This is a genomic window from Pseudomonas sp. ef1 (assembly GCF_007293365.2).
GTDB lineage: Bacteria > Pseudomonadota > Gammaproteobacteria > Pseudomonadales > Pseudomonadaceae > Aquipseudomonas > Aquipseudomonas siliginis.
This window is the reverse complement of the sequence record NZ_CM129815.1, coordinates 2,147,011-2,160,093: the sequence shown is the minus strand read 5'-3', so window position 1 is coordinate 2,160,093 and position 13,083 is coordinate 2,147,011. Positions and strand designations below refer to the sequence as shown.

The following is a 13,083-nucleotide window of genomic DNA, read 5'->3' as shown; positions in this document are numbered from 1 at the left end:
TAAGGCCCTCAGCCTAGTTCGAAAGTGCCCCAACCCGCCCCGTGAGTGTGCTTCGAGATGTTGCTCGCGACTCAGAAGGGCATGTTTCGAGCGTTACGCAATTGAAAAGGGGGCAGGCCTCTCGGCCTGCCCCCTTCTCCCCCTCCCCCTTAGAATCGCGAAACACTCCGCATCGCATCCACCAGATAGCGCATGGCGATCCGGTCGCTTTCCGATAGTTCTCGATAACGCTCCACAAGTTTTAATTCTTCGGAATTGAGGCGGCGTCTTCTGCGCCCGCCGCCCAAGCAAGGGAAGATGCCCAACATTTCGGTGATGCTCTGTATTTTTGCCATGGACGATGTCCTTCTCTATTGAGTCAAGAAACTGCTGAACCTCACATCGCCCTGCCTCTTCGAGCAGCGTCGTGTGCCCCGCCGGCACGAAGGCTTGTATCCGGTCTTGTCCATAGAATAGGAATTAAATCGGCGTTGAAAAGCGGTTTTTAGAGTAATTAATCGAAAAAAGCAGATATGCCCTCTAAATCAGAGAGCCCTGTCAGAAAAATTACAGACATGTCTTGTTTCATTGCCAGGTGACGCAACGCAAACAAGCCTTTTTGCCCGACAATCGAACCGATTAAGCTAGCGGGCATCTGTTTATAGTCCGTTGCGTTTGGCCGAAGGCATGACCGAACCGTAATTTCCGATCCGACAGGTGCCAGGAACGGCGCCGGATTGCACACGACAGGTTGTATTTATGCACCGCAGGAATTTGCTCAAAGCGTCCATGGCCATTGCGGCCTATACCGGTCTTTCCGCGTCGGGCCTGTTGGCCGCCCGCGCTTGGGCAGCCAATGGCGGCGCCGCCGATGGCGAGGCTCAGGCCTTCGATTTCGAGGCGTTGAAGCGTCAGGCCAAGCAGCTCGCCGGCAATGCCTATCAGGATACGAAACAGGTGTTGCCGCCAACCCTGGCGACCATGACTCCGCAAAATTTCAACGCGATCCGCTACGATGGCGAGCATTCCTTGTGGAAGGAAAACAAAGGTCAGCTGGACGTGCAGTTTTTCCACGTCGGCATGGGTTTCCGTCAGCCGGTGCGCATGTACAGCGTTGATCCGAAGACGCGCATGGCGCGCGAGGTGCATTTCCGCCCGGCGCTGTTCAATTACGAGAACACTTCGGTCGACACCCAGCAGCTCAAGGGCGACCTGGGTTTTGCCGGCTTCAAACTGTTCAAGGCGCCGGAGCTGGATCGGCATGACGTGGTGTCGTTTCTGGGCGCCAGCTATTTCCGTGCGGTCGATGCTACTGGCCAATATGGCCTTTCCGCGCGCGGCCTGGCCATCGACACTTACGCGAAGAAACGCGAAGAGTTTCCCGACTTCACCAAGTTCTGGTTCGAGACGCCTGACAAGAACGCCACGCGTTTTGTGGTCTACGCCCTGCTCGACTCGCCGAGCGCGACCGGCGCCTATCGCTTTGACATCGATTGCCAGGCCGAGCGCGTGGTCATGGAAATCGACGCGCACATCAATGCTCGTACCATCATCGAACAACTCGGCGCGGCGCCAATGACGAGCATGTTCAGCTGCGGCACCCACGAACGGCGCATGTGCGACACCATTCACCCGCAGATCCACGACTCCGACCGTCTGGCCATGTGGCGCGGCAATGGCGAGTGGATCTGCCGGCCGTTGAACAACCCGGCGACGCTGCAATTCAATGCATTTGCCGACAAGGACCCGAAGGGTTTCGGCCTGGTGCAGACCGACCACGAATTTGCCAACTATCAGGACACTGTCGACTGGTACAGCAAGCGCCCGAGCCTGTGGGTAGAACCGACAACCGCATGGGGCGAAGGCTCTATTGATCTGCTGGAAATTCCCACGACCGGCGAGACGCTGGATAACATCGTCGCGTTCTGGACGCCGAAGAAACCCGTGGCTGCCGGTGATTCGCTGAACTACGGGTATAAGCTGTACTGGAGCGCCCTGCCACCGGTCGGCACGCCACTGGCGCGGGTGCACGCGACGCGTTCGGGCATGGGCGGCTTCACCGAGGGCTGGGCGCCGGGTGAGCACTACCCGCCGGTCTGGGCGCGGCGCTTTGCCGTGGACTTCACCGGTGGCGGCCTTGAGCGCCTGCCACAGGGCACCGGGATCGAGCCGGTGATTACCTGTTCCAACGGCAAGGTGCAGGACTTCAGCGTGTTGGTGCTGGATGACATCAAGGGTTACCGGATCCTGTTCGACTGGTACCCGACCAATGACAGCGTCGAGCCAGTGGAACTGCGCTTGTTCATTCGCACCAATGACCGCACGTTGAGCGAGACCTGGCTGTACCAGTATTTCCCGCCGGCGCCGGACAAGCGTAAATACCCTTGAGGTTATAAGGCGGCTGTTCTGGCGTCATTCGCGAGCAGGCTCGCTCCCACAGGGGTCCGCATTCCTATTGTGGGAGCGAGCCTGCTCGCGAAGAGGCCCGCCTGACAACGCAAACTTGTGCCGAATAGAAAAGCCCCGACCCTCACCGGCTCGGGGCTTTTGCTTTCCAGCCTTCAATCAATCACGCAAATCCGACTCATGAATCGGCTGGTCGCGATGGGTCGCGCGCTGATACTGCGCCGGCCACACCGCTTTGCGCCCACCCAGATCATCGTCGGCATGCAGCGGCCAGTACGGATCGCGCAGCAGCTCTCGGGCGAGGAAAATGATATCGGCCTGACAGGTACGCAGAATGTGCTCGGCCTGGGCCGGCTCGGTAATCATTCCGACAGTACCGGTGGCGATGCCTGACTCTTTGCGTACACGCTCGGCGAAGCGCGTCTGATATCCGGGTCCAACCGGGATTTCCGCGTTTGCAGCAGTCCCTCCTGAAGACACGTCAATGAGATCGGCGCCCAGCGTATGAAGGCGGCGCGCAAGCTCCACGGTCTCATCCGGATTCCAGCCATCTTCGACCCAATCGGTCGCCGAGACGCGGACAAACACCGGCAACTCCTCCGGCCATACCGCCCTCACCGCTTCAGTGACTTGCAGCACCAGACGGATACGATTCTCGAACGAACCACCGTACTGATCGCGGCGTTGATTGCTCAGCGGCGAGAGAAACTGATGCAGCAGATAGCCATGCGCAGCATGCACCTCGACCACGCTGAAACCCGCCGTCAGCGCGCGTTTGGCCGCGTCGACAAAGGCCTGGATCACTTCGGCGATCTGCCCTTCATCCAGCTGCTTCGGTTGGGTGTGCTGCGGGTCGAAAGCAATCGGCGATGGCCCGACCGGGGTCCAGCCGCCATCTTCGGGTTTGACGCTGCCATGCTTGCCGATCCACGGCCGGTGAGTGCTGGCCTTGCGCCCGGCATGGGCCAGTTGAATACCGGCGACCGCGCCCTGGGCGGTGATGAAGCGGGTGATGCGTTGCAGCGGAGCGATCTGTTCGTCATTCCACAGGCCGAGGTCTTCGGCGGTAATGCGCCCGTCGGCAGTGACCGCCGTGGCTTCGGTGAAAACCAGGCCGGCACCGCCCACCGCGCGGCTGCCCAAGTGCACCAGATGCCAGTCGTTGGCCAAGCCGTCGACGCTGGAGTACTGGCACATCGGCGACACGGCGATGCGGTTGGGCAGGGTCAGTTGGCGAAGAGTAAAGGGTTCAAGCAGCAGACTCATGGGGCACCTCTCGAATCAGTGGGCAGGCTCCAGGGTTCTGTTTGAAAAGTCGACGAGTGACAGAAAAAGGGTGCAGCACCCGCCCCCGCGGGCAAAAATTCGACAAGACGTCACAAGGCCAATCAAGCAGTGCTTAGAGCCTAGTCGACAACCGGGAATGACGGAGGGTTCAGAGTAATTCAGTGTGTGAAAGGATGCTTTCGCGAGCAGGCTCGCTCCCACAAGACTGCACCGTACCTGTGGGAGCGAGCCTGCTCGCGAATGGCTTAACGCGGTTCGATATGAGCAATCATCAGCTGCACAGTCTCGTTGCCACGAAACTCGTTAACGTCGAGCTTGTAAGCCAGTTCAACCCATTGAATCGTCGGGTTCGGCCACACATCGCGATCAATGCCAAACGCGATGCCATCGAGCTTCACCGAACCGCATTCGCTTTTCAGCACCACTTTCAAATGCCGTTCGCCGACCACGCGCTGCTCGACCAGTTGAAACACACCGTGAAACAGCGGCTCGGGAAAATGCTGCCCCCACGGCCCGGCGTGGCGCAAGGCGCGAGCCAGTTCGAGATGAAACTCTTCAACGGCCAGCGTGCCGTCCGACAACATGCGCCCAGTGAGGTCTTCTTCGCGAAGTTGCCTACGTACTTCAGCGTCAAATGCCTCGGCGAACAGCGGAAAATTCTCCTGCGGCAAGGTCAGACCAGCGGCCATCGCGTGGCCACCGTACTTGGCGATCAGGTTCGGATGCTGCGCCGCCACCACACTCAGCGCATCGCGAATATGGAAGCCCTGCACCGAGCGACCGGAGCCCTTGAGCAGACCATCACCGGCATCGGCGAAAGCAATGGTCGGGCGGAAATGGCGCTCTTTCATGCGCGAGGCGAGGATGCCGATCACGCCCTGATGCCACTCCGGATCGAACAGGCACAGACCAAACGGCATCGACTCGACCGGCAGATCCTTGAGCTGCGCCAGCGCTTCACGCTGCATGCCCTGCTCGATGGATTTGCGATCCTGGTTCATGCCGTCCAGTTGCGCAGCCATCTCCCGCGCCAGATTGGCGTCGGCCGTGAGCAGGCATTCGATGCCCAGGCTCATGTCGTCCAGACGTCCGGCGGCGTTCAGGCGCGGGCCGACGATGAAACCCAGGTCGGTGGAAGTGATCCGCGCAGCCTCTCGCTTGGCGACTTCGAGAATCGCCTTGATCCCCGGCCGCGCCCGGCCGGCACGAATCCGCTCCAGCCCTTGATGCACGAGAATGCGGTTGTTGGCATCCAGCGGCACCACGTCGGCGACGCTGCCCAGCGCCACCAGATCGAGCAGTTCGCCGATGTTCGGTTGTGGCTTGCTCTCGTACCAGCCGAGGCTGCGCAGACGCGCGCGCAACGCCATGAGTACGTAGAAGATCACCCCGACGCCGGCCAGCGCTTTGCTCGGAAATTCGCAGCCCGGCTGATTCGGATTGACCAGCGCATCAGCCTGCGGCAGTTCATCGCCGGGCAAGTGGTGGTCGGTGATTAACACCTTCAGTCCGGCGCGCTTGGCCGCCGCGACGCCTTCGACACTGGAGATACCATTGTCGACGGTGATCAATAATTGCGGTTCACGGGTCAGCGCGACTTCGACGATTTCCGGCGTCAGGCCGTAGCCGTATTCGAAGCGGTTCGGCACCAGGTAATCGACATGCGCCGCGCCCAACAGGCGAAGACCGAGCACACCGACAGTGCTGGCGGTGGCGCCGTCCGCATCGAAGTCGCCAACAATGAGAATGCGCTGACGCTGCTCCAGAGCCGTCACCAGCAGGTCGACCGCCGCATCGATGCCTTTGAGCTGCTGGAACGGGATCAAGCGCGCCAGACTTTTGTCCAGCTCCGCCTCCGACTGCACGCCCCGCGCCGCGTACAGGCGGGTCAGCAGTGGCGGCAGATCACCGAGGAAAGGCAACGTGGCAGGCAATTGACGAGGTTCGATACGCATGGGGCGACGGAGGCTTCTCTTTGATTCGTGGGAAATATCAGCGGTGTCGCGACCTCAGCCGCGCTCACCTTGCAGCCATTGCAACTGGACTTCGTGCTGACCGCGATCGTCGGTGACGAAGATCGTGCCTTCGCTGATCATCACGTCCCACTTGATGACGCGCGGCATGTCCTTGGCCAGGGTCTCCAGCACTTCCTGCGGGACGGCGGCGATGTTGACGTTTTTCAGGTTCTTGATCGCCGGGATCACCTTGGTTTCCCACACACGCAGGCTGCCGTAGGCCAGCAGGCTGGTGCGTTCGGTACGGCGCGAGCACCAAGTCAGGCGATCGGCATCCGGCTGGCCGACTTCGATCCAGTGCAGGACACGGTCGTCCAGGCTCTTTTCCCACAAGGCCGGTTCATCCACGTCTGACAGACCACGGCCGAACGACAGCTGCTCGTTGTACCAGAGCGCGTAGGCCAGCAGCCGCACAGTCATGCGTTCTTCGGTCTCCGAAGGATGACGGGCGATGGTCTGCTTGACGCTTTCGTAGACGCTGCGGTCGAGGTCGGTGAGGTTCAGTTCGAATTTGTAGGTTGTGGACGGCTGGGCCATGAACGGGCTTCTTGATACGAGGAAAGTCGGCAAGTCTAACCGATGCCACAGGCAATCATCGAATTGATGGCAATCCAGCTGCGGCGTCTGACAGCCGGCTATGTTAAAACCCTGTATCCGTTCAGCCTTGTCCTACAGGATTTCGCATGCCGTTCACCAGCAAACCGCTCTCGGGTCTGAAAGTCATTGAATTGGGTACGTTGATTGCCGGGCCGTTTGCCTCGCGCATTTGCGGCGAATTCGGCGCCGAAGTGATCAAGATCGAATCGCCGGACGGCGGCGATCCCCTGCGCAAATGGCGCAAGTTGTACGAAGGCACCTCGTTGTGGTGGTTTGTCCAGGCGCGCAACAAGAAGTCGCTGACCCTCAATCTGAAACACCCCGACGGCTTGGCGATCCTGAAACAGCTGCTGGGCGAGGCCGACATCCTCATCGAGAATTTCCGCCCCGGCGTACTGGAAAAACTCGGTCTGAGCTGGGAAACCCTGCACGCCCTGAACCCGAAACTGGTGATGGTGCGCCTGTCCGGTTTCGGTCAGACCGGGCCGATGAAAGATCAGCCCGGCTTCGGCGCTGTCGGCGAATCCATGGGCGGTTTGCGTTACATCACCGGTTTCGAAGACCGGCCGCCAGTGCGCACCGGGATTTCCATCGGCGATTCGATTGCCGCGCTGTGGGGCGTGATCGGTGCACTGATGGCGCTGCGTCATCGCGAGGTCAATGGCGGACTGGGCCAAGTGGTCGACGTTGCGCTATACGAAGCTATCTTCGCGATGATGGAAAGCATGGTGCCGGAGTTCGACGTCTTCGGTTTCATCCGCGAGCGCAGCGGTAACATCATGCCGGGCATCACGCCCTCTTCGATCCACACCAGTGCCGACGGCAAACATGTGCAGATCGGCGCCAATGGTGATGCGATCTTCAAACGCTTCATGCTCGTGATTGGCCGCGCAGATCTTGCCAACGACCCGGTGCTGGCCAGTAACGACGGGCGTGACAGTCGCCGGGACGAGTTGTATGGCGTGATTGATCGCTGGGTCAATTCCTTACCGCTGCAGACCGTTCTCGACTTGCTCAATCAGGCCGACGTACCGGTCAGCCGGATCTTCAGCGCCGAGGACATGTTCAACGATCCGCAATACCTGGCGCGGGAAATGTTCCTGCATGCCAAGCTGCCGGACGGCAAGGACTTCAAGATGCCCGGCATCGTGCCGAAGCTGTCGGAAACGCCGGGCTCGTCCGAATGGGTCGGACCGCAGCTTGGCGAACACAATGCGCAGGTGCTTGGCGATCTGGGCTACGACGCGGCGCAAATCGCTCGGCTGCGCGAAGACGGGGCCATTTGAGCAACGCTGGAGGTTTGGTTTTCGAGCAGAAAGCTGCGCACAGGGCAAACGCCGGGCAAAAGAAACCCCGAGAAGTGGGGAGACAACTCGGGGTTAAACGGGGTCTGCTTCGAGACCCGTAGCAGCAAGCGACAAGCACCGGAGCACAATGCTTGATCCTGCTGTTATGGGGTCTGACTGACAGGGATGCAGGAAGGTTCCCACAAAAAATATTTCATCTTTACAGGGCCGGACGCTTGTCCAGAGCTGCATTGCGCAACGCCGCAATGACGCAGGGTTCCAGCCGCCCTTCGGCGATCATCACGTCACGGTGCAGGCCGTCCACCACGTCGGTCAGCAAGCGCTTGTCGCTCAACTGGGCCTGATTGAATTCGCGTTCCACCACAATGGCGCCGCTGCTGTTCTTCAGCGTCACCAGACATTCACCATGGCTGCCGCGAGGGGTCAGCGTCACCTGATACGGGCTCAGAGCCTCACCGAGCAATAGACTGATACTTTCCATCTCGATCTCCACTCAATAGTCCGAAAACACAGTGCCTGGGGCGTGTTCACATTAAATGACCACCGGCCCGAGAAGAAAGTTCTGCCTGTCACGTTCCGACCTTGCAGGACCGTGTCTGACAGAGCATGCATGGCGAAGATGACAGAAAAATATTCGCCGGTATCAGGCCTCGATGAGTGCCTGCGCAGTGATCAGATAACTGTCCAGCAGACCTCGCATCAACACCGCCGAAACCGGTGTCTGCAGACGCCCCAGCAGGCGCAGGCGTTGTTGACGAAGCACCGGCTCCAGGTCACTCAACAAACTCTGCGCGACCGAGCCCAGCAGAATCAGGGCACGCGCCTCATGGTGCGCCGCCAGGTGATGAATCAATGCCAACCCATCGCCACCTTTGAGCTGCGGATCGCAAATGGCGATATCGACCGCACCGCGATGCCCCAGTGAAGACAGGGCTGACGCCAGCGAAGGCGCGGTCAATACGTCGTAGATGCCGATGGCATTGAGCATTTGATGCAATGCCATCAGCTGGAACGGGTTGGGTTCAAGAATCAGGACTTTAAGCGAGCGCATGGGCGACCTCTGGAGCGATCATCGCGGACTCTCACCGCAGGTGTCGTTCACTCTAGGGCAGGCGTCTTAAGCCTCCCATCAGAAAAGTAGCCGCGTCTTGCAGGACATTTCCCTTCTTTACTGCAGACAGCGGCACCCGCTCTCGGTCCGACGCTGGGTGATGTCGGTCCAGCCGCCCAACAAGCCGCGCAATTTGCCGTCGCCGCTGTAAAACGGCACGGTCCACTGATAAACCTCGCGAGGCCCGCCCTTGAACAGCAGTTGGCGTTTGCTGAAGCGCGACTTGCGGGTTTGCAACTGGGCGATGAATTCGTCGTGGAGCATCCGCGCGGTGGTTTCCGGAAACGCATCGACTTCGATCAGCAAGCGTCCCTGCATCTGGTCCTGGCGCACCGACAGCGCCTCTTCGTAACTGCGATTGCAGATGATCAAACGCCCGTGCAGATCACGGACAAACACCGGATCCGGCATCGAATCGATCAGGGCGTGCTGAAAGGCCAGTTGATCGCCCAACTCCTTTTCCGCCGCGCAGCGCAGCTTGATCACGGCCGCCAGGCGCCGGTTCCACACCAGCGACAGCATTCCGAAAACGCCGATTCCCCCCATCGCCCAGCATGCCCACTCGACCAGGCGCTTCCACACGGAGGGCACGGGCGGCGGCGAAACGCCTGCCAGCCACTTGAGACGAATCGCCCGCAACTCCGCAGCAGGGAAAGCTTCCAGCGCCTTGTTAAGAATACTCAGTAGTTGCGGCATGCCTTTTCGTACAGCCAGATGATCGGCTTCCCACTTGCCCTCTACCAGGGCACCGACCTTGAGCATGCCCAACGGATAGAGCTGCGCGCCGATTTCGTTTTCGATGGTTGCGTAGGCTTCCCCACTCTCGACCAGCGCCCGCGCTTCGGCGTAGGTTTTCACCGAGCGTATTTCAATCGACGGATAATCGCGCCGAATCGCATCCTCCAGGGCATGACGGGCGGGCAGCACCAGAACGCGCTTCGCCAGTTGCTCGAAAGACTCCACCCTCGGGGCATTGGCATGTCCGACAAACACCCAGCCAGCCCCTCCGAAAGCATGACTGAAATCGAGAAAGGCCTTGCGTTCATCGCTCATGGCCAACGTCGTACTGATGTCCGCGACCCCGCTTTGCAGGCGATCGAGCATATGGTCGGTCGAGAACGATTCCTGGTGCTCGAATTGCAGTCCGGTCATAGCGCTGACCCGCTTGAGCACATCGTTGTTCAGACCGCTCCACTGGCCGTGTTCGTCCTGAAACAGGTACAGCGGATATTGCACCGATGCCACCGTTACTCTGGGGTTGTCACGGATCCATTGCCGCTCGTGCGCATCCAGTTCGACAGCCGGCACAGTGCCCGACGCATTGGCCTGATCGAGTGCCATCTGCGCTGCCACGCCGCTGTGCATCCATCCCAGCACCGCCAACAAAAACAACCAGCCCAGTGCCGGTTTCAAACCTCTGTAAAACAGCATTGCCATTTCCTTCGTGATCGACTCACCCGTCCTTCGTGGGTGAAAACCCGAGCAGTGTGGCAGCAGAAACAAAAAAGCCCGTCAGGAGACGGGCTTCAAAATGTGACAGCTTTTACTGGCTTAGAGTGGCTTGCCGCGGTTGCCATGCTGGCTGACAAAGGCTTGCACGGCTTTCAGGTCGTTTGGCAGAACCGTGCAACGCTCGTTTCGCTCAAACAAATCAGAAAGATGTGCAGGTAGTTCGAGCGCTTTTCCTACACCCGCTTTCTCCACTGCCTCAGGAAACTTGACCGGATGGGCAGTACCCAGAATTACCATCGGGATATCCAGACTGCGACGGCATTCGCGCGCAGCTTTCACACCGATGGCAGTGTGCGGGTCGAGGACTTCACCGGTTTGCTCGTAGACGTCGGCGATGGTTTCGCAGGTCTGCGCATCGTCCACCGCCAGCGAATCGAACAGCTTGCGTGCTTCGGTCCAGCGTTCTTGTTCGACGCTGAAACTGCCGTCCTTTTTGAACGAGTCCATCAGGCCGGCAATCGCCGCACCGTTACGCCCGTGCAGGTCGAACAGCAGGCGCTCGAAGTTCGACGACACCATGATGTCCATCGACGGCGACAGCGTTGCGTGCAGGGTTTCCTTGACGTACTGGTTGCCGCTCATGAAGCGGTGCAGGATGTCGTTGCGGTTGGTCGCCACGATCAACTGATTGATCGGCAGGCCCATGTTGCGTGCCAGGTAGCCGGCGAAGATGTCGCCGAAGTTACCGGTCGGTACCGAGAACGACACCGAACGCGCCGGACCGCCCAACTGCAGGGACGCATGGAAGTAGTAAACGATCTGGGCCATGATCCGCGCCCAGTTGATCGAGTTCACCGCCACCAGACGCGTGCCTTTGAGGAAGCTCTGGTCGGCGAAGCTGTTCTTGACCATTTCCTGGCAGTCATCGAAGTTGCCTTCGATGGCGATGTTGTGGATGTTCTCGCCGAAGATTGTCGTCATCTGCCGACGCTGCACTTCAGACACTCGTTGGTGCGGATGCAGGATGAAGATGTCGACGTTTTCGCAGTGCTTGCAGCCTTCGATGGCCGCAGAACCGGTATCACCGGAGGTGGCACCGACGATCACTACGCGCTCACCGCGCTTTTCCAGCACGTAATCAAGCAGACGACCGAGCAGTTGCAGAGCGAAGTCCTTGAACGCCAGGGTCGGGCCATGGAACAGCTCAAGCACCCATTCATTACCGTTCAACTGACGCAGTGGCGCAACGGCGCTGTGGGCGAACACACCGTAGGTTTCTTCGAGGATCTTCTTGAAATCGGCATCCGGGATGCTGCCGGTGACAAACGGGCGCATCACCCGGAAGGCCAGTTCGTGATACGGCAGGCCAGCCCAGGAAGCGATCTCTTCCTGAGTAAAACGTGGCAGGTTTTCCGGGACGTACAGACCGCCATCGGTCGCCAGACCGGCCAGCAGGACCTCTTCGAAATTCAGGGCCGGGGCCTGGCCGCGAGTACTGATATATCGCATTTTTTTCAAACCTTCGGTTTGAGCTGCAAGCTGCAAGCTGCAAGTCGCAAGTAAAAGCCAGACTGCTTCTCTCTTGCCGCTTGCAGCTCGAAGCTTGCCGCTGCTTTTAGTTCAAATGTTCGACACGGATCCGTACAACCGGGCCGTCGACGCCAGCCAGTGCTTCCAGCGCGGTGATCGCATCGTTGATGCGCTGCTCGACCACGCGGTGGGTCAGCAGGATCATCGGCACCAGGCCGTCATGCTCTTCGACTTCCTTCTGCATGATCGATTCGATATTGATGCCGCGCTCCGACAGGATGCTCGCCACCTGAGCCAGTACGCCCGGGTGGTCCTTGGCGTGAATGCGCAGGTAGTAAGCGCTTTCGCAGGCTTCGATCGGCAGGATCGGATGCGCCGACAGCGAGTCCGGCTGGAAGGCCAGGTGCGGCACACGGTTTTCCGGGTCGGAAGTCATCGCGCGAACAACGTCGACCAGATCGGCGATCACCGACGAAGCGGTCGGCTCCATGCCAGCGCCGGCGCCATAGAACAGCGTCGAACCGGCGGCGTCACCGTTGACCATCACTGCGTTCATCACGCCGTTGACGTTGGCAATCAGGCGATCGGCCGGAATCAGCGTCGGGTGCACGCGCAACTCGATGCCGGCGTCAGTGCTGCGCGCCACGCCGAGGTGCTTGATGCGATAGCCCAGCGCTTCGGCGTAGTTGACGTCGGCAGTGGTCAGTTTGGTGATGCCTTCGGTGTACGCCTTGTCGAATTGCAGCGGAATACCGAAGGCGATAGACGCCAGAATGGTCAGCTTGTGCGCCGCATCGATGCCTTCGACGTCGAAGGTCGGGTCGGCTTCGGCGTAACCCAACGCTTGCGCTTCGGCGAGCACGTCTTCGAACGTACGACCTTTTTCGCGCATTTCGGTGAGGATGAAGTTGCCGGTGCCGTTGATGATCCCGGCAACCCAGTTGATGCGGTTGGCGGACAGGCCTTCGCGGATCGCCTTGATCACCGGAATGCCACCGGCCACGGCAGCTTCGAATGCCACGATCACGCCTTTCTCGCGTGCCTTGGCGAAAATCTCATTACCGTGAACGGCTATCAGCGCCTTGTTCGCGGTGACCACATGCTTGCCATTCTCGATGGCCTTGAGTACCAGCTCGCGGGCAACGGTGTAGCCGCCCATCAGCTCTATGACGATGTCGATCTCAGGGTTCGTGGCCACTTCGAAGACATCGTTGGTAATCGCAATACCGGTCGTCTGGAACTGAGGCTTTGGCGTGCGCGTGGCAATTTGTGCCACTTCGATTCCACGCCCGGCACGACGAGCAATTTCCTCGGCGTTGCGCTGAAGTACGTTGAAGGTACCGCCACCGACGGTCCCTAACCCACAGATGCCTACTTTGACCGGATTCACTGTGAACTC

General features: G+C 59.7%; 11 protein-coding genes. 2 read left to right on the top strand and 9 right to left on the bottom strand.

What is annotated here, in order from left to right; all coding sequences use genetic code 11:
• Positions 1-149: 149 nt before the first annotated feature.
• Positions 150-335, bottom strand: coding sequence for a hypothetical protein (locus FEE99_RS09705; RefSeq protein WP_041478186.1), 186 nt, complete (start codon positions 333-335; stop codon positions 150-152).
• A gap of 403 nt (positions 336-738) precedes the next feature.
• Between FEE99_RS09705 and FEE99_RS09700 the strand changes: the two genes are divergently transcribed.
• Complete coding sequence (locus FEE99_RS09700) at positions 739-2,367, top strand: glucan biosynthesis protein D (RefSeq protein WP_143978891.1); 1,629 nt, start codon at positions 739-741, stop codon at positions 2,365-2,367.
• Positions 2,368-2,544: 177 nt separating this feature from the next.
• On the opposite strand, the gene FEE99_RS09695 is transcribed toward FEE99_RS09700, so the two are convergent.
• From FEE99_RS09695 to FEE99_RS09685, 3 genes are all read right to left on the bottom strand, one after another.
• Positions 2,545-3,651 (bottom strand): NADH:flavin oxidoreductase/NADH oxidase, encoded by a 1,107-nt coding sequence (locus FEE99_RS09695; RefSeq protein WP_041478189.1) that lies wholly within the window; start codon positions 3,649-3,651, stop codon positions 2,545-2,547.
• Between the two features lie 266 nt (positions 3,652-3,917).
• A complete protein-coding gene (gene recJ / locus FEE99_RS09690; protein WP_143978890.1) occupies positions 3,918-5,627 on the bottom strand; it encodes a single-stranded-DNA-specific exonuclease RecJ in 1,710 nt (569 codons plus the stop codon).
• 54 nt (positions 5,628-5,681) lie between these two features.
• Positions 5,682-6,224, bottom strand: coding sequence for a YaeQ family protein (locus FEE99_RS09685; RefSeq protein WP_007908961.1), 543 nt, complete (start codon positions 6,222-6,224; stop codon positions 5,682-5,684).
• Between the two features lie 146 nt (positions 6,225-6,370).
• Here FEE99_RS09685 and FEE99_RS09680 point away from each other — a divergent pair, with 146 nt between their 5' ends.
• Positions 6,371-7,570, top strand: a complete 1,200-nt coding sequence (locus FEE99_RS09680) for a CaiB/BaiF CoA transferase family protein (RefSeq protein ID WP_041478190.1) — start codon at positions 6,371-6,373, stop codon at positions 7,568-7,570.
• A 220-nt stretch (positions 7,571-7,790) separates the two neighbouring features.
• On the opposite strand, the gene FEE99_RS09675 is transcribed toward FEE99_RS09680, so the two are convergent.
• The 5 genes from FEE99_RS09675 to FEE99_RS09655 form a co-directional block, all read right to left on the bottom strand.
• Positions 7,791-8,072: a DUF3509 domain-containing protein gene (locus tag FEE99_RS09675; protein ID WP_016771530.1), complete on the bottom strand. Its 282-nt coding sequence runs from the start codon at positions 8,070-8,072 to the stop codon at positions 7,791-7,793.
• Between the two features lie 162 nt (positions 8,073-8,234).
• Complete coding sequence (locus FEE99_RS09670; RefSeq protein ID WP_041478191.1) at positions 8,235-8,642, bottom strand: response regulator; 408 nt, start codon at positions 8,640-8,642, stop codon at positions 8,235-8,237.
• Positions 8,643-8,759: 117 nt separating this feature from the next.
• Positions 8,760-10,133: a transporter substrate-binding domain-containing protein gene (locus tag FEE99_RS09665; RefSeq protein ID WP_041478192.1), complete on the bottom strand. Its 1,374-nt coding sequence runs from the start codon at positions 10,131-10,133 to the stop codon at positions 8,760-8,762.
• Between the two features lie 120 nt (positions 10,134-10,253).
• Positions 10,254-11,663 (bottom strand): threonine synthase, encoded by a 1,410-nt coding sequence (gene thrC / locus FEE99_RS09660; protein WP_024011723.1) that lies wholly within the window; start codon positions 11,661-11,663, stop codon positions 10,254-10,256.
• A 106-nt stretch (positions 11,664-11,769) separates the two neighbouring features.
• On the bottom strand, positions 11,770-13,074 hold the full coding sequence (locus FEE99_RS09655) for a homoserine dehydrogenase (RefSeq protein ID WP_024011722.1): 1,305 nt from the start codon (positions 13,072-13,074) through the stop codon (positions 11,770-11,772).
• Between the last annotated feature and the right edge of the window lie 9 nt (positions 13,075-13,083).